The sequence below is a fragment of the Nocardia testacea NBRC 100365 genome, from assembly GCF_000308775.1.
GTDB lineage: Bacteria > Actinomycetota > Actinomycetes > Mycobacteriales > Mycobacteriaceae > Nocardia > Nocardia testacea.
Map to the genome: position 1 here is coordinate 1 of NZ_BAGJ01000271.1, position 16,854 is coordinate 16,854.

The following is a 16,854-nucleotide window of genomic DNA, read 5'->3' on the forward strand; positions in this document are numbered from 1 at the left end:
CATCACCGAGGACCCGGTGCCCGGCCTCACACATATCGCCGACGACGGCCGCTACGCCTATCTCGCGGCGGATGGGGAGACCACCGTCCTGGACAGCGGCAGCTGGGTCGTCGACCACGGCGACCATGTGCACTACTACCGGGCCGAGCCGCGCCGGGTCGGCACGCTGCCGGGGTCCGTCCGGTCCGCGGCCGGTGACACCGTCGTCGCCGCGGCGGTACTGGGCGACGGTTCGACCGCCACCGCGGACCGGGCCGCACTCGACGAGGGCGCCCTCAGCCCCGGTCCGGTGGTGAACGGTCCCGCTCTCCCCTACGGGGGCCACCTCCTCGTCGCGGACGCCGGCCGGGTCCAGGTGCGTGGCCGGGAGAACGCACCGGTGCAGACCCTGGAGCCGCGGTGCGATCGGCCCGGCGGGCAAACGGTGACCCGCCGCGGCGCCGTGTTCTCCTGCGCCGACGGCGCGCTGGTGGTCACCGAACGCGACGACCGGTTCACCGCGGAGAAGATGCCGTACCCGGCGGGGACGACCGGCAGCGCGGCGGGGTTCTTCCACCGGCGCGGCAGCGATGTGCTGGTGGCCGTGCGGGATTCGCGGGTCCTGGTACTCGATATCGCCCGCCGCACCTGGCGGCCGATCGGCCCCGGGCCCGTGGTCGCGGCGACCACGGCGGGGGCGGGCACCGATGTCCTGACCCTCGACGCCGCGGGGGTTTTGCACTCCTACGACCCTGAAACCGGGGCCGAGACCGGGCACCGGGCCCTCCCGTCGGGACCCGTGGACCCCGCGAGGCCACCGGTCCTGCTGGTCGACGCGGATCGCGCCTATGTCAACGAACCGGCCGCCCGCCGGATCCACGAGATCGACTATGCCGACGGCCTCCGGATCGCCCGCACCTTCGATCTCGACATCACCCCCGATCTGATGGTGGAGACCGGCCGATGAACACCGCACTCCGACTCTGCGTGGCGCTGCTCGTCGCGATACTGCCTCTCGCCGGCTGCGGCGTGACGAACTCCGGCGGCGGCGGGATCGTCGTCACCACGGATATTCTCGGCGATATCACCCGGACCGTGGTCGGGGAAGCGGCAGCGGTCACGGTTCTGATGCCGCCCGGTTCCGACCCGCACTCCTTCGCCCTCTCGGCGCAGGAGGCCGCCGTCCTCGACGAGGCCGACCTCATCGTCGAGAACGGCCTGGGCCTGGAAGAAGGATTGGCCCGCCACGTGACGACGGCCGCGGACGCCGGGGTCGCGACCCTGCCGGTCGGCGCCGAGATCGATCCCCTCCCCTACCGCGGTGGGGACGCCGCGGGGCAACCGGACCCACATTTCTGGACCGACCCGCAGCGGGTACACCGCGCAGTCGAGGTCATCCGCGACCGGGTGATCGACACCGTTCCCGGGATCGACGCCGACACCGTGCGCGCCAACGCCGACCGGTACCTCGTCGAACTCGACCGGTTGCAGCGGTGGATGTCGGATCAGTTCGCCGGTATCGCACCCGAGCGCCGCAAACTGGTCACCAATCACCATGTGTTCGGTTATCTGGCGGCACGTTTCGACTTCGAGGTGGTGGGCGCCGTCATCCCCGGCGGCACCACCCTGGCCTCGCCGAGCGCCGCCGACCTCGCGGACCTGGCCGCGGCCGTGCGCAGCACCGGGGTCCCGGCGATCTTCGTCGATTCCGCCCGGCCGGACCGGCTGGCCCGCGCCCTGGCCGAACAAGCGGGCGTGCGGGTGCGCATCGTCGGCCTGCACTCGGAATCACTGACCGCGCCCGGTGCCGGCGCGGCCACCTACCTGGAAATGATGCGCGCCAACACCACCGCGATGGTCGAGGGTCTGGCTTCCGCGTAACCGGGAACGCTGCGATATCCCGCAGCCAGCAGAAAAGAATGAGGGAGCGTTATGCACATTCGGACCGGCCCGATCCGGGCCGCGGCCCTGACCGGCCTGCTCACCGCGGTCGTCGCCGCGAGCGGCTGTGGTACCGGCACCACCGAGGAGACGGCGATCGCCGATCCGCTGGCCGTGACCTACGACGGCGGTATCCATCTCCTGGACGGCAACACACTGGTGCGCGCCGGCGGTGTCGAACTCCCGGGATTCAACCGGGTCAATCCGGCCGGCGACGACCGGCACATCATCGTGTCGACCGCCGCGGGTTTCCGGGTGTTCGACGCCGTCGGCGGCCGGTTCACCGATATCGAGTTCCCCGGGCCGAAGCCCGGGCACGTCGTGCGGCACGCCGGTCGCACGGTGCTGTTCACCGACGGTACCGGCACCGTGACCTCCTTCGACCCGGCCGAACTCGCCGCGGGCGCACCGCAGACCAGCGAATATCGTGCCGCGCACGCACATCACGGGGTGGCTGTGGAACTGGAGAGCGGCGAACTGGCCGTCACGCTCGGTACCGAGGAGGAGCGGGTCGGGCTGGCGATCCTGGACGTCGACCGCACGGAGATCACCCGCAGCGAGCAGTGCCCGGGAGTGCACGGCGAGGCCACCGCGGCCGGCGATACGCTGGTCGTCGGCTGCCAGAACGGGGCACTGGTCTACCGCGACGGCAAACTCACCAAGATCACCAGCCCGGATTCCTACGGGCGGATCGGCAATCAGGCCGGTAGCGAGAAGTCGCCGATCGTGCTCGGCGACTACAAGAAGGACGAGCACGCGGAACTGGAACGTCCCGAACAGATCTCGCTGATCGATACCGAAGCCGGAACCATCCGCCTGGTCGATATCGGCACCAGCTACACCTTCCGTTCGCTCGCCCGGGGGCCGGAGGGCGAGGCGCTCGTCCTCGGTACCGACGGCGGACTGCGGGTGATCGACCCGGTGACGGGCAAGGTCGTGCGGACGATCGATGTGCTCGACCCGTGGCAGGAACCCATCGACTGGCAGCAGCCGCGCCCGGCGCTGTTCGTGCGGGACGGCATCGCCTATGTCAGCGATACCGCGACCAAGCAGATCCACCGGATCGATCTGGCCGCCGGCACGGTGACCGCGTCGGTGACCCTGTCGGAAATCCCCAACGAGATCAGCGGCGTCCTCGCGTCCTGATCGGGGCGCGGAGGTCCGCCCGGCACGGCGTGAGGGGCCGGGCGGGCCTCCTGTCGCAGGCACCGGACAAGACCGCCCGCCACACCGGCGCGATCAGAAGCTCCACGGGTCCGGCCCTTCCGCAGGATCGACGTGGTCCAGGTTGGCGACCCGCATGGCCGAACGCAGGAGGCGGGCTCGATTGACCTCCGTCGGATCGTCGTAGTAGGCCTGCGCCACCGCGAGATGGGCCGCCGACAGCCGGCTGCCGATCGACCATCGGGTATCACGGCCCACGGCGTTCCATTCGGCGGGCGAGATCGCGGCGCGCAGCGCGCGCCCGGAATCCCAGTTCCGCTCGACCCGGCGGATGAAGTCCCGGTCCAGGATCGCTTCCGCGGCGGGCGCGTTGCTGTGCCGCGCGAAACCTTCGGCCGCGACCACCGCCTGCGCCGCGAACGCCCGCGCGCCCGGTTCGTCCGCGCGGTTGTAGGCCGCGAACGCGGCGGCCACGGTCTTCTGCAGGGGCAGGAAACCGTAGGGCCCCTGCGATCTGGTCGACTCCTGCACCGAGAACGCCTCCAGCGCGCCCGCGACCAGGTGGTCGGGGGCGCCGATCGCACGTAGCACCGGGACCAGCTGCGAGTCGGGGATCCTGTTGTCGCGCATCATCTTCAATGTTCGCGCCACCCCCATTTCGCTGCCGGTGCCGCCGAATCGCTCCGCTTCCCGCAAGGCGACCAGGCGCCAGTTGTACCGGGCCAGATGACTCCACCGGAACGATTCCTCCATGCTCGCGCTGGAGGCGATGGCCGCCCGCTGCACCGTGCGGACGCCCCGCGCCAGAGGGTCGAACGGACGTACAGTACCGGCCGCCATCCACGCCACGAGCGGCGAATTGTCGAGGGTGTTCACATCCCCGAGTGTTCTGATCATTCCGGGCGGGGATCCGCCGGCCGCTCGCCCGCCTCCCGCACCGCCGCCGGACCCCGGCCCGACCGCGCGACCGCCGAGGGCCGCACCGATCCGCCCGGCCACCTGGTCCGACCCCCGGGAGAGGCCTCGCCGGAGGCGGGACAGTTGCGAGATCGCCACGATCTCGACGAGTGCCGCGAGCACGAGCACCGGGAACACCTGCCCGGGCGCCTGGCGGAAGAGGTTGCCCAGGAAGAGCAGATAGACCCCCAGGAACACGGTGAACGCGCACATCCGGACCGCGGCGAAGCCGCAGGTGACCAGATTGCGGACGAGGAAGGTCTGGGTGGGGCCGTAGACGTAGCCGCCGGCGGCGAACCCGAAGATCGCCAGGAACCCGTGGTAGATGGAATCCAGCGCGCACCGCAGCACGAGTCCGGCCAGGTAGACGGCGAAGACCAGCAGCACGGTGGCACAGGCGAGCAGCAGCAGGCCCGCGCCGAGCTGACCCATCGTCGGCCGCGCCATCCGTTCCGCGGCGCCGCGATCACCGCACGCCGCGATATCCGCCCGCAGGGCATCGATATCTCCGGCGTTGACCCCCGCGCTCCACACCGCGCCGCACCGATCGTCGAGTACATGCCCGAAATTCCAGACCTGCACCGGGCGCCGGGCGAAATCGTCGGCGGTACTCGCCGACAGGGCCTCGACGAGCCGACCGGGTTCGGAGTTCGCGCCGTCGAGGCCCGCCGCGACCGACATTCCCACATCACGTCCTCGGGCCAGCAGCCCGTCCGAAGACACCAGATCCGCACCGGGACCGAACACCAGCAGCCCGCCGAGCACGCCGACCGCCGCCATCGTCACAATTTGCCGGGCCGCCGCGGCCGGCCTTCCGCGAATTATGAACCACGCCACTATAAATGCGCCGAACGTGGCCGCGGTGAGCGATATCACCGGATCGGAGAGTTGCCTCGAAAGCGCTTCCGCCACACCGTGCAGCGCGGCCGAGAAAAGGTCCAGCCAACGAAAACTCAACGCATATACGATGAACCATATCGCCGTGGTCACGATAACCATATAACCCACGAATTCCAGGCCGATCAACGTCCACAGGACCGTGGCGCCGGGGTTGGCCAGGCTGCTCCGGTCGACCAGGAACGGATAGTCGGCCAGGGCGACGCCACCCGAATCCACCACTCCTGTCCAGGCCAAACCATCCATCCGGGATACCGCCGGGTGCGCCTGCCCGGGCTCCGCGGCCACCGCCACCGCGCCGACACCGCCCGGGATGATCAGAATTACGTAAAGCAATGCGACACAATACTTCCCGCGTCGCCACCACGCATTCGCAGCAGAATTCCGCCCGCGAAACGGCGGAGATATCGAACCCACTCGGGTCAACGTCCGAACAGAACTGGCATGATTTTTGACGCTCTTTTCCACTATCAACCCGGCCTCGGGGTACCGAAGGATTATCCATTTCGATTCGGGACCGGCAAGAAATGAATTCTCGGTGGTGGAAATGGTTGCCGGGCGCCGGGCGGGTGGGAGCGCGAGCGGCGGAGCCCGCGGGTGTCGTGAACCCGGGGCCGGGGCCGGCCGGCGAGACCTAGGCTGGACGCCGACCACCGAGTCGAGCGACCGGAGTGCAGATGTCCCGAGTGATCAGCAAAGGCGGCAACGCCACCGTGGCGGGCGGACAGTTGCGGGTCTCCGCGGCGCCGGCCGGCCTCGACCTGACCGTGCTGTGCCTGCGCCCGGACGGCAGGGTCGGCAGTGATGACGATTTCGTCTTCTACAACCAGCCGGTCTCCCCGGACGGCGCCGTCCGGCTGGCCGGGGCCGCGATCGAGATCGACCTGCCGGGGGTCGCCGCGAGGACGGACCGGCTGGTGGTCGCGGCCTCGGTGGACAGCGGATCCTTCGGTGGTATCGCACTGCACGTGGTGATCGCCGAGCGCGCCGGCGAGACCTACGAACTGCCGATCACCGGGCTCGGCACCGAGACCACCGTCATCCTCGCCGAGGTGTACCGGCGAGGCGGTACCTGGAAGATCCGCAATGTGGGCCAGGGGTACGCCAGCGGACTGGCCGGACTGGCCACCGATTTCGGTATCACGGTGGACGACGCGGCGGACCCGGCTCCGGACGGTACCCCGCCGGCGGTGCCGCAATCCGCGCCGGCGGCCGGATACCCGCCGCCGCTCGCACCCCCGCAGCGACCCACACCTCCCCCACCGGCTCCGTCGGCCCCACCGGCACCGCCCACGATGCCGCCGCCGGGGCCCGTCCCGAATCCCGCGCCCGCCACCGCCTCGGCGCCCGGGGTCGACTTCTCCAAGGGCGCCGTCACTCTCACCAAGGGTGCGCCGCCGGTGCTCCTGCAGAAGGCGCCACTGTTGCGGTTACGGGTGGCCTGGGCCAGCGGTACGGATTACGAGGCATACGCGCTGGTCGTCCTGGCCGACGGGACCGTCGTGCACGTCGCGACCTTCCCGGCCGCCGGTATCCCCGCCAATCCCCGGCACGGCGATCTGGTGCGCCATCTCGGGGACCGGGGCCGCGGTGACATCCGGCGCGGCGGCGGGCAGACCGAGGAGATCATCGAAGTTCGGCTCGCCCCCGAGATCGTGGCGGTGATCCCGGTGGCGTATTCGGCGATCAACAACGGCACCGGCTCGTTTCACAAATACCGGGTGACGTTGTCGATCGAGAACGGCGCCGATACCGTGTCGATTCCCGCCGATCAGGCCAAGAAATCCGGCTGGATCTTCACCTGTGTGCCGGGCATCGTCCACAACCGCGCGGAGGGTGTACTGATCGAGCGGCTCGAGCTCTACAGCCGGCGTTTCTCCGAGCGCCGCCCGGCCGCGATTCTGCACCCGGACGGGCGGGTGGAGGTGCGGATGGACAAAGGCCCGGTGAACCAGTTCAAGGCGGACAACACCTGAATTCTCATCTTTACAAGCATTACAATCTTTTAAGAGCTAATAGGTTCACTGATAAACTCGCGGAATGGTGCACATTCGCGACCGGAAGCGGTTCTCGTGACGGCCCCGCGCCGGGGGCGGGTCACCCAGCACCGGGTGGCCCAGACCGTGGCGGCCGAACTACGGACCCGCATACTCAACGGCACCGACGACTACCGGCTGCCGACCCAGGACCAGCTGGTCCAGGAGTTCGGTGTCTCCTACCCCTCGATCCGGGAGGCCATCCGCATCCTGGAAACCGAGGGCCTGGTCACCGTGCGGCGCGGAAACGTCGGCGGCGCGGAGGTCCACCGGCCCGACGAGACCTCGGCCGCCTACCATCTCGGGCTGGCCCTGCAGGGCGGCCGGGTGACGTTGCGCGATCTGGCCACCGGCCTGCAGATGCTCGAACCCATGTGCGCCGCGGAATGCGCCCGCCGCGAGGACCGGCTCGAGGTGGTGGTTCCGGCGCTCACCGCGAATATCGAGAAATCCGCCGAGGTGATCGACGACGGGGTGGCCTTCACCCAGACCGCACGCGAATTCCACGATCTCGTGGTGTCCTTCACCCCGAACGCCACCGTGCGTTACGTGGTCAGCAGTCTGGTCGCCCTGTGGTCGGCGCAGGAGGAGGCCTGGGCCGAGGCCCTGACCGGCCGGGGCGAATACCCGTCGCCGGAGCAGGCCCGGGCCGCGGTACGCACCCACCAGAAGATTGTCGACGATATCGCCGCCGGGCAGGCGTCGGCGGCCGAGCACATGGCCTGCGCGCATCTGGCCGCCACCCAGGCACTGCTGCTGGAGCGGTTCGACGACGGCATCGTCAACGCGTCGTCGGCGCCGGCCCAGCAGGCCATCCGGTCCGGCGCCGGCCGGCGCTGACTACAGCCGGGCCGCGCTGGGGATCTCGCGCACCGGTCCGGTGTCGAACGCGCGGATCATGGCGTCCTGGGTGAACGACGCGATCAACGCTCCGGCGCGGGTGCTGATCTGACCCCGGATATGGGCCGTACCCGCCCCGACGAACGTCGCTTCGTGGTGGTAGCGCAGCCAGCCGTCCCAGGCCACCGGGTCGTGGAAGGTGATCCCGATACCCATGGGCGCGGTCGACAGCGTGTGGTGTGCCTGTGCCGTGCCCAGGCCCGGATGCGGCCGCAGCGCGGTCGAGATGCCCAGGTGGCCGGTGAAATGGGCGAGCACCGCGCGCCGGAGTTCGTCGGCGGCGGGCACCTCCTCGTAGCGCAGCCACGCGTCCACCACGGGCGGGCCCACCTCGTCCGGATCGTTGATATCGGCACAGTCGATGATGCGCACCTCGCGGCCCGGTAGCGCCAGACTCGCCTCCGGGCCGGCGGTCTCGGGGCCGGCGACCGGCGGTCCGGCGGGGGTGTCCCGGCGCACCAGATCCGGCTGCGGAACGTCCAGCAACAGGGTGCAGCCGGTCCGGATCTTCGCACCCTGCCGGGCGTCGACGGTGACACCGGCGAAACTCCGCCCCGTCCGGATCGGGGTGGCGGTGAACTCCAGCGGCAACTCGGGATCGGCGGCGGAGACGAACAGCGCGTGCGCGGTGCGCACCGTCCGGCCGGGCAGGGCCCTGGACGCGGCGACGATGCTCTGCCCGAGTATCTGGCTGCCGTCCACCACCCGTCGGGTGCCGCCGTCACTGTCGCCGAGGAAGCGCCCGGGGATCGCGGGATCGGCTCGCACATCGAAGATCTCGATCATTCGCGCCATCGACGACGCCGGGCGCTGTCCGGGCGGTTCCGGCGCGGGTTGCCCACTCACGACCGGACCCCGGTGTAACGTCCCGCCCCGATGGTGACGGCGACGGCGCTCTGGTCGAACGCGATGTACCCCGCCAGCCGCGCCACCGGGGGATGGGGCCGCGGATAGGACCAGGCAATCCAGGGCCGATCGCCGCCGGGCAGGGTCCAATAGGACGCTTCACCTTTGAAGGGGCATACGGTGTGCAGCGCGACGGGCTCGAGCTGGGCGGTATCCACCGCCTCGGGCGGGAAGTACACGACCAGACCGTGGTCCTGTTCGTCCACCAGCAGACAGGCGGCGCTGGACGCCAGCTGCCGGGCGCCGACGGTCGCGGTGAAGGAGTTGGTGCGGGCCAGCAGGTCCACCCGGTAGTCGGGACGCTGCCGGTAGCCGGACGGTACTTCGCTCATTGCTGCTCCGAATCCTCGCTGCTCCGAATATGCGCTGTCGGTGTCCGCGCCCCCGGTCCGGACCCGGGCGCGGACCTCGGGGCGCCGCTACTCACCGGGCACCGGAAGGTACGGCTCGACGTCCGGCTCTGGACGCACTCCGAAGGAACGCAGGGCCATGGCATCGCGTAGGTGCCCACGGTGAAGACTATGTCCATAAACTGCTGCGGGTCGAAGGTTTCCGCCAGTACCCGCCAGGTATCGTCGCCGACCACACCGGCGCGGTGCACTTCGGCGGCGGCCCGCAGCAGCGCGGCCTCTTCCGGCGGCCGGCCGAAGGGCAGCCAAGGCCCTCGTGAACGCCGGATAGCGGGCCGGCGTGTCGCCCGGCCTACGCCTCGGCCGCTTCCGGCGCGTACCCGAGAATGCCCTTGACCTCCAGGTATTCCTCGAAACCGGCTTCGCCCCATTCACGCCCGTTACCGCTCTTCTTGTAACCGCCGAAGGGCGCGGCGAAATCGAATCCGCCGTTGATACCGATCGAACCCGCGCGGAGGCGGCGGGCCACCGCGCGGGCCTGTTCCAGATCGCGTCCCGCGACGAATCCGGCCAGACCGTATTCCGTGTCGTTGGCGATGGCGACGGCGTCGTCGATATCCCGGTAACCGATGATCACCAGAACCGGACCGAAGATCTCCTCGCGGGCGACAGTCATCGTATTGGTCACGTCCGCGAACACGGTCGGTTTGACGAAGAAACCCTTCTCCAGGCCGTCGGGCCGGCCGGGACCGCCGGCGACGACGGTCGCCCCCTCCTCGATCCCCTTCTGGATGAGAGCCTGGATCCGATCCCACTGGGCCCCCGCGACCACCGGGCCGAGCGCGACCTCTCCGGTGGGATCACCGATGGTGATGCCCTCGACGGCGGCCCGCGCGGCGGCCACGGCTTCGTCCATCCGGCCCGACGGGACCAGCATGCGCGCCGGCGCGCTACAGGTCTGGCCGGAGTTGCCCATCATATTCGCCACGCCCTGGCCGACATTCACGGCGAAATCCTCGTCGTCGAGGATGATGTTGGGCCCCTTGCCGCCGAGTTCCTGGGTGACCCGCTTGACGGTCGCGGCGGCATTGCGGGCGATATCGATCCCGGCGCGAGTGGACCCGGTGAAGGAGATCATGTCGACCTCCGGATGCGACGACAGCGGCACGCCCACGCTCGGCCCGTCACCCTGCACCAGGTTGAACACACCCGCCGGGACCCCGGCCGCGGCCAGTACCTCGGCGAAGATCTGCCCGGTGAACGGGGACCGTTCGGAGGGTTTGAGCACCATGGTGCAACCCGTGGCCAGGGCGGGGAAGACCTTCACCGCGATCTGGTTCATCGGCCAGTTCCACGGCGTGATCAGTCCGCAGACTCCGATGGGCTCCTTGACGAAAAGGGTCGCCCCGCGTTGCTCCTCGAAGCGGTAGTTCCGCAGTATCCCGGTCGCGGTTTCGAGATGGCCGGCGGCGAGATCGACCTGGAATCCGTTGGCCAGCCCCGCCGGTGCGCCCATCTCCTCGGTGAGCGCCGCGGCCAGATCACCGGCGCGCTTCCGGTACTCCGCGCCGATGGCCCCGAACAGGTCCAACCGCTCGCCGACGGTGCTCGCGGCCCACCCGGGGAACGCAGCGCGGGCCGCTCCGACGGCGGCATCCACATCGGCGGCCGAGCCGAGCGCGACAGTCCCGCAGACCTCCTCGGTGGCGGGATTGATCACCTCGAAGGTCTGGTCACCGGCCGGGTCGGTCCACCGGCCGTCGATATAGAACTTCCGGTATTCGCGCATCACTGCATCCCTTCCGCGTACCAGGTGCGGAACTCGTCGTAGCTGGGCATCTCCTCGGAGTTCGCCTTCGGGTCCACGGCGACGTGGATGACGCCGGGCCTACCGGCGGCGAAGGCGCGTTTGATGGCGGGGGCGATATCGGCGTCGGATTCGACGTATTCGCCGTAGCAGCCGAAGCCCTCCGCGACCTTGTCCAGCCGTGTGTCCTTGCTCCAGTGGACGGCGGTTTCCCGGGAGCCGTGACCGAAGGTGCGCTTGTAGACGCCGACCTCGAGGCCCCACGCGTAGTCCACGGCGACCACGCAGACCAGCGGCAGATTCAGCCGCGCCGCGGTTTCCAGCTCCGCGATCTGGAACTGGAACGAGGAGTCACCGGTGAGCAGCAATACCGGACGCTTCCCGCCGTCGGCGACCGAAGCACCCACCGCGTAGGGCAGGCCGGTGCCGAGGTGGCCGAAGTTCTGGTTCCAGATCACGTCGTGGGGTTTGCACTGGGTGTAGGTCCAGCCGAAGATCGTGGTGGCGCCGCCGTCACGGACCAGGATCCCGTCGGCCGGGAAATCCTTGGTGGCCTCCACGACCAGCCGGGCGGGGTGTACGGGAGTACCGCCGGTGGGCGCGTTCTCGGCGAGTTCGGCGAGCCGGGAGGCATCCTGTTCGATCCACCGCGCGAGTTCGGGGGTCGGGGGGCGCGGGGTGTCCTTCAGGGCCGCGGTGAGTTGCGGGACGATGGCGCGCAGATCACCGACCAGCGGTACGTCGATCGGCCGGTTGACGCCGATGGCGGCGGGGTCCTGTTCGATCAGCACCCATGTGCGATCGGCTTCGCCGGCGACCCAGTGCCGGCCGCGGCCGTAGTGCACGGGTTCGCCGAGTTCGGTGCCGATGGCCAGGCACAGATCCGAATTGACCACCGCGTCCACCGCCGACGGGGAGAACCCGTACGGGAAGGTGCGGTCCTCGAGACCTTCGATGAACGAGGTGCCGCCGGAGGTCTGGATCACCGGGCCGGCCACGAGATCGGCCAGCGCCTGCACCGCGGCAGCCGCGCGCGCGGTGTGCACGCCGTGGCCCACGAGCAGGATCGGCTGTTTCGCCTGGCGGATGAGGTCGGCGGCCGCGTCGATCTTGTCCTGGCCCGCGGTCTGCCCGACCAGCCGGTACCGCTCGGGCGGGAGCGGCGGGGAGACCTCGAGCTCCTCCTGGATGATATGAGCCGGGTATTCGATGTACACGGGGCCGGGCGTGCCGGACAGCGCCTTGCGCAGGCCCTCGCGGATGATCTCGTCGGTCTGATCGGCGTATTCGATACTCGCCGCGTATTTCACCGACGGCTCGAACAGGCCGGACTGTTTCACGAACTGGATCCGGCCCCGGCGCACCCGCTGTTCGGTGATCCGGGCACGCTGACCGCCCAGGAAGATCACCGGTGAGTTCTCCACCTTCGCGCACATCATGGCGCCGGCCATATTCGCCACCCCGGGACCGAGAGTGCCGATGCAGACGGCGGCCCTTCCGGTCATCCGGGAGACGGCCTCGGCCATGAACCCGGCGGATTCCTCGTGGTGCGGGGCCACCACATTCCAGCCCCGTTCGTCGGCGAGGTGGAACAGGTGCACGAAATTCGGGTCCGGGATACCGAAGATGGTGTCGATACCCTCGGCCTCGAAGAGATCCAGAATCCGTTCGTAGACTTTGACCGTCATACTCACTTACCTCCCATGGCCATTGCGAAGCTCCGGCCGATATGGTCGCTGTGGGCCGAGGGCACGACCGGCAACAGCCACGAATCCGCCGTATCGCGTATTTCGCCGATCCGGGCCCCGACGTCCTCGATGGTCCATTCCGGCTGGTACACACCCGGGGTCTCCGCGATATATGCCCGCGCCACCCGGCCCGCCAGTGCCACCAGCATTTCCCCACTGATCGAACAGGATTCGTGGGCCAGCCAGCCCACGGCGGGGGCCACCAGCTCCGGTTCCATCGGCGGATATTTCGATGTGTCGAGGCCGTCGGCGAGCCGGGTGACCGCCGCGGGCACGATCACATTGGATTTCACATCGAATTCGGCGCCCTCGAGCGCCACCACGTTGGACAGTCCGATCACGCCTGCCTTGGCAACGGCGTAGTTGGCGACATTCCGATTGCCGTACAGGCCTCCGATGGAAGAGGTCAGTACGACCCGTCCGTACCCGGCCTCCCGCATCACCGGGAACGCCGCGCGCACGACATGGAACGCACCGCGCAGGTGCACGTCCAGGACGGAATCGAAATCCTCGTAGGTCATTTCGGTCAGCGGCGCGTAGCGCACATTGCCCGCGTTGTGCACGACCACATCGATCCGGCCGTAGGCGTCGAGCGCGGTATCCACGATCGACCGGCCGCCGTCCGCGGTGGCCACCGAATCGGCATTGGCCACCGCCTGCCCGCCGGCGGCCACGATCTCCTCGGCCACCGACCCAGCGACCCCGATATCGCTGTCACCGCCCGGAATACCGCCGCCCACATCATTCACCACGACGCGGGCGCCCCGGGCGGCCAGCAGCAGGGCATACGCCCGGCCCAGACCGCGCCCCGCCCCGGTCACCACCGCGACCCGTCCGTCGAACCGGTTCTCCGGCAACGCTTCTCCCAATTTCTCGCCGCCGTTCGTCATTCGCCGAGCGCCAGCCCCTCCAGCCGGCCGGTTTCGCGCCAGCTCTGCAGGATGTCCTCGAGCGCGTAGAAACCCGGCCAGTACGGTTCGCCGAGATGCGAGCGGATGTTCTGCTCGCCCTCGTTGTTGTAGTAACCGGGAGTGCATTCGCGCTGGAAGTTGCTGTTGTCCACGGCGGTCTCCCGGATGGTGGCGCACCAGCCGGCCACCGCCTCGGCGGTCGGTTCCACCGTGCGCGCGCCCCGGTCCAATGCCTCACCGATGATGTAGGCGGCGTGGGTGGCCTGCTGATCGAACATATCGGTGGTGCTCGCGGTGACTCCGCCCTGGATGAACCCGGTGAAGAAGATGTTCGGGAAACCGTTGCTGGTGAGCCCGTGCAGCGTCCGGTAGCCCTGCGCCCAGTGGTCGTAGAGCGAGAGCCCATCGCGCCCGGCGAAGGGATGGATACCGTAGCGGCGATCGAGTTCGGTGGTGATCTCGAAACCGCTGGCGAAGACGATGCAGTCCACCTCGTGCTCCACCCCGGCGGCGACGATCCCCTTCGCGGTGATCCGCTCGACGCCCTTGGTCGCCGAGACATCGACCAGCGTCACATTGTCGCGGTTGAAGGTGGGCAGGTATTCGTCGTTGAAACACGGTCGTTTGCACAGGAATCGGTAATACGGTTTGAGCGCCGCGGCGGTCGCGGGATCGGTGACGATCTCGTCCACCCGCTGCCGGACCCGTTCCATCGCCCGGTAGTCCTGGTGCTCGCGGATCTCGACGAATTTCTCCGGGGTGAGCTCCGCCCATAGGTGGTTCTCGTCCAGATAGGCCTGCACATTGCGGCTGACCTCGGTCCATCCGTCGCACACCAGATCCGGCTGGCCGGGTGCGAACGCCTCGAACGCTGCGGTGTGGAAATTGCGGCGGCGCTGCAACTGCCAGCCCGGTTGCAGCGATCTCACCCATTCCGGATCGGTGGGGACGTTACCGCGCTCGTTGATATAGGACGGGGTGCGCTGGAAGACATAGAGATGTTCGGCCGAACGGGCGATGTGCGGAATCACCTGGATTCCGCTGGCCCCGGTCCCGATCACCGCGACCTTCTTGTCCTCGAGACCGGTGAGCCCGCCGCGCATATCGCCGCCGGTGTAGGCGTAGTCCCAGCGTGCGGAGTGGAACATATGGCCGGTGAAATCGTTCAGCCCCGGGATACCCGGCAGTTTCGGCTTGTTGAACGGTCCCTGCGCCATCACCACGAAACGGGCGCGGATATCGTCGTCCCGATTGGTACCGATCCGCCACCGCTGGATGGCCTCGTCCCATGCCAGGGATTTCACCATCGTGGAGAAGACGGCCTTCTCGTACAGCCCGAAATGTTTGCCGATCCGCTGCGCGTGCTCGAAACATTCGTCGCCGTAGGCATATTTCTGGGTCGGGATGTACCCGGTCTCCTCCAAGAGCGGCAGATAACAGTATGCGTCGGAATCGCATTGGATGCCCGGGTACCGGTTCCAGTACCAGGCGCCACCGAAATCGCCGGCGAGTTCGATGATCCGGAAATCCTCCACCCCGGCCTGGGTCAGGCGCGCGCCCGCGGTGAGTCCGGCCCAGCCGCCGCCGAGCACCGCGACATCGATCTCCTCCGTCAGCGGTTCCCGCGGCGTCACGGGGGTGTAGGGGTCGTCTTCGAAGAAGTCGGTGAATCCGTCCTCGGTCACCACGTACTGCTTCTGTCCCTCGGGCCGCAGCCGCTTATCGCGTTCGGCCAGGTACTTGGCCCGCAGTGCGGCATGGTCGATCTCGGGGGTCTGCGTGGGTGCGCAGTTGTTCATTCGGATTCCTCGATGGGGTGGATCGGGCCGGCGGCGCCGGGGTCAGGTGAGGTCACGCGGTGCGCCGGTGCCCATGTACTTCGCGAGATTGTGGTGCAGGTTGACGACACTGCGCTCGCGATACGGATTCGGTTTCGGGCCGGAGAAGCCCAGCGTCTTCATGCCCTGCTGGACCGCGGCCATATTGTCGAAGTCCTGCGGGAGGACGGTGCGCCAGCCCGGATCGTCCTGGGGGGTGTGCACCCATTCCGTCTCCGGCGCTTCGCCTTCGGGAAACAGCTCGTAGACCGCGGCCTCGAAAATACATTTATCGGGGTCGTAACCGTAGGGGCGGGCGCTGTAGCAGAGCATATTGTTCACCGCGTGCCCGATCTGGAAGTTCGGGAAGATCTGCCACGCGGTACCGGCCGCCGCGACATCGGCCGGGGTGACGGTCGGCCAGAAGACACCGCGCTTCTCGTCGGCGGCGCGGGCCGAGGCCAGCCAGTGCGCCATCACCTCCGGCGCCGGGGTGCCCTCGGGCAGTTCCTCGGTGAGCCGCCGCGCCGCCTCGACCATGGTCCAGGTGGTGTTGGTGTTGGCGTTCTCCCAGGTGAAGTTCTGCAGTTCGATGGTGGATTTGCGGGCGTCGGGCCCGTGCCCCAGGCGGATCTTGCCCTGACTCTCCTCTTGGCCCTTGGGCGCGTCGTAGCCGATATTGCTGTGTTTGCCCTGTGCCCGCGCCCAGCCCAGGAACATGCCGAAGTTCATGAACTCCGGATGGGTGTAGGGCACGTGGTAGGTCTCCATGAAGGCCTCCAGCGCGACCTTCCAGTTGCAGTCGAACACCAGCCAGCGCCGCCACCGGTAGCGCATGTTCTGCAAGTGGAACGGATCGAGCAGGGTCGCGGCCGGTTCCAGGTACTCCAGCAGCGTTTCCGCCGGGTTCGGATCCAGGTTGATCCAGAGCCAGCCGCCCCAGGTGTCGACGTGCACGTCGACGAGGCCGTCGTTGCGTTCGGTCAGGCCGCAGGGCCAGTCCGCGCGTTCGGGCACGAAGGTGTTGCGGCCCTCGAGGTCGTAGCGCCAGCCGTGGAATCCGCAGACGAACTGCTTCTTGCGACCCTTGGCGTTGCGCTCACCCGCCGGTGTGTCCACCAGGCGGCGGCCGCGGTGCGCGCACACATTGTGATAGGCGCGGATGGTGTCCTCGGCGGTGCGCACGACGATGATCGAGTCGTCGAGGATCTCGTAGGTCAGGTAATCGCCGACCTTCGGGATCTCCTCGACCCGCCCCACCTGCTGCCATACCTTGCGCCACAGTTTGTCGCGCTCGTCCTTCACATAGTCGGGGCTGAGGTAGGCCTCCACTCCGATCGTCATCGGCGTGGACAGCGGTTCGGCGTTCGCGGCGATATCGTCGACGGTCTCACTCATGGTGTTCTCCCACCCCGGGTCCGGGGACAGTCGGTGCATTCGG

12 protein-coding genes and 1 pseudogene are annotated in these 16,854 nt (G+C 68.7%); 5 read left to right on the forward strand and 8 right to left on the reverse strand.

All coding sequences use genetic code 11. The annotated features are described in order from the left end of the window. The 3 genes and pseudogenes from ON38_RS30955 to aztD form a co-directional block, all read left to right on the forward strand. Positions 1–946, forward strand: a pseudogene (locus ON38_RS30955) (zinc ABC transporter permease AztB); the annotation flags it as partial. Next, the gene (gene aztC, locus ON38_RS30960; protein WP_039828695.1) at positions 943–1,860 is read left to right on the forward strand and encodes a zinc ABC transporter substrate-binding protein AztC; all 918 of its coding nucleotides are present in this window, start codon (positions 943–945) and stop codon (positions 1,858–1,860) included. The pseudogene ON38_RS30955 and the gene aztC, both read left to right, overlap by 4 nt. 51 nt (positions 1,861–1,911) lie before the next feature. Continuing rightward, positions 1,912–3,066 (forward strand): zinc metallochaperone AztD, encoded by a 1,155-nt coding sequence (gene aztD / locus ON38_RS30965; protein ID WP_039828696.1) that lies wholly within the window; start codon positions 1,912–1,914, stop codon positions 3,064–3,066. Positions 3,067–3,159: 93 nt separating this feature from the next. Here the strand turns inward: aztD and ON38_RS30970 are convergent, their stop codons facing one another. Beyond that, the gene (locus ON38_RS30970) at positions 3,160–5,274 is read right to left on the reverse strand and encodes a hypothetical protein (RefSeq protein WP_039828697.1); all 2,115 of its coding nucleotides are present in this window, start codon (positions 5,272–5,274) and stop codon (positions 3,160–3,162) included. 341 nt (positions 5,275–5,615) lie between these two features. Here ON38_RS30970 and ON38_RS34515 point away from each other — a divergent pair, with 341 nt between their 5' ends. Both ON38_RS34515 and ON38_RS30980 read left to right on the forward strand, forming a co-directional pair. After that, on the forward strand, positions 5,616–6,914 hold the full coding sequence (locus tag ON38_RS34515) for a TerD family protein (protein ID WP_157182018.1): 1,299 nt from the start codon (positions 5,616–5,618) through the stop codon (positions 6,912–6,914). Between the two features lie 96 nt (positions 6,915–7,010). Beyond that, positions 7,011–7,814 carry a FadR/GntR family transcriptional regulator gene (locus tag ON38_RS30980; RefSeq protein ID WP_039828698.1) on the forward strand — a complete coding sequence of 268 codons (804 nt, stop codon included), beginning with the start codon at positions 7,011–7,013 and terminating at the stop codon, positions 7,812–7,814. Here ON38_RS30980 and ON38_RS30985 read toward each other — a convergent pair whose 3' ends face one another. The 7 genes from ON38_RS30985 to ON38_RS31015 form a co-directional block, all read right to left on the reverse strand. Continuing rightward, complete coding sequence (locus ON38_RS30985; protein ID WP_245564444.1) at positions 7,815–8,720, reverse strand: acyl-CoA thioesterase; 906 nt, start codon at positions 8,718–8,720, stop codon at positions 7,815–7,817. Beyond that, positions 8,717–9,112, reverse strand: coding sequence for a DUF427 domain-containing protein (locus ON38_RS30990; RefSeq protein ID WP_039828702.1), 396 nt, complete (start codon positions 9,110–9,112; stop codon positions 8,717–8,719). Before ON38_RS30990 ends, ON38_RS30985 begins: the two co-directional genes overlap by 4 nt. Positions 9,113–9,482: 370 nt before the next feature. After that, positions 9,483–10,919, reverse strand: coding sequence for an aldehyde dehydrogenase family protein (locus tag ON38_RS30995; protein WP_039828705.1), 1,437 nt, complete (start codon positions 10,917–10,919; stop codon positions 9,483–9,485). Further along, the gene (locus tag ON38_RS31000) at positions 10,919–12,625 is read right to left on the reverse strand and encodes a thiamine pyrophosphate-binding protein (protein WP_039828706.1); all 1,707 of its coding nucleotides are present in this window, start codon (positions 12,623–12,625) and stop codon (positions 10,919–10,921) included. The genes ON38_RS30995 and ON38_RS31000 overlap by 1 nt, the downstream gene beginning before the upstream one ends. A 2-nt stretch (positions 12,626–12,627) precedes the next feature. Then, complete coding sequence (locus ON38_RS31005; RefSeq protein ID WP_039828790.1) at positions 12,628–13,542, reverse strand: SDR family NAD(P)-dependent oxidoreductase; 915 nt, start codon at positions 13,540–13,542, stop codon at positions 12,628–12,630. 29 nt (positions 13,543–13,571) lie between these two features. Then, the gene (locus tag ON38_RS31010; protein WP_039828709.1) at positions 13,572–15,395 is read right to left on the reverse strand and encodes a flavin-containing monooxygenase; all 1,824 of its coding nucleotides are present in this window, start codon (positions 15,393–15,395) and stop codon (positions 13,572–13,574) included. Between the two features lie 42 nt (positions 15,396–15,437). Next, positions 15,438–16,811, reverse strand: a complete 1,374-nt coding sequence (locus ON38_RS31015; protein ID WP_039828711.1) for an aromatic ring-hydroxylating oxygenase subunit alpha — start codon at positions 16,809–16,811, stop codon at positions 15,438–15,440. Between the last annotated feature and the right edge of the window lie 43 nt (positions 16,812–16,854).

What these genes read in the sequence shown, in the direction of transcription:
- ON38_RS31000 (WP_039828706.1), bottom strand. Translation starts at nt 12,625, where the DNA reads ATGACGGTCAAAGTCTACGAACGGATTCTGGATCTCTTCGAGGCCGAG.
- ON38_RS30990 (WP_039828702.1), bottom strand. Translation starts at nt 9,112, where the DNA reads ATGAGCGAAGTACCGTCCGGCTACCGGCAGCGTCCCGACTACCGGGTG.
- aztC (WP_039828695.1), top strand. Translation starts at nt 943, where the DNA reads ATGAACACCGCACTCCGACTCTGCGTGGCGCTGCTCGTCGCGATACTG.
- ON38_RS34515 (WP_157182018.1), top strand. Translation starts at nt 5,616, where the DNA reads ATGTCCCGAGTGATCAGCAAAGGCGGCAACGCCACCGTGGCGGGCGGA.
- ON38_RS30995 (WP_039828705.1), bottom strand. Translation starts at nt 10,919, where the DNA reads ATGCGCGAATACCGGAAGTTCTATATCGACGGCCGGTGGACCGACCCG.
- ON38_RS31010 (WP_039828709.1), bottom strand. Translation starts at nt 15,395, where the DNA reads ATGAACAACTGCGCACCCACGCAGACCCCCGAGATCGACCATGCCGCA.
- ON38_RS31015 (WP_039828711.1), bottom strand. Translation starts at nt 16,811, where the DNA reads ATGAGTGAGACCGTCGACGATATCGCCGCGAACGCCGAACCGCTGTCC.
- aztD (WP_039828696.1), top strand. Translation starts at nt 1,912, where the DNA reads ATGCACATTCGGACCGGCCCGATCCGGGCCGCGGCCCTGACCGGCCTG.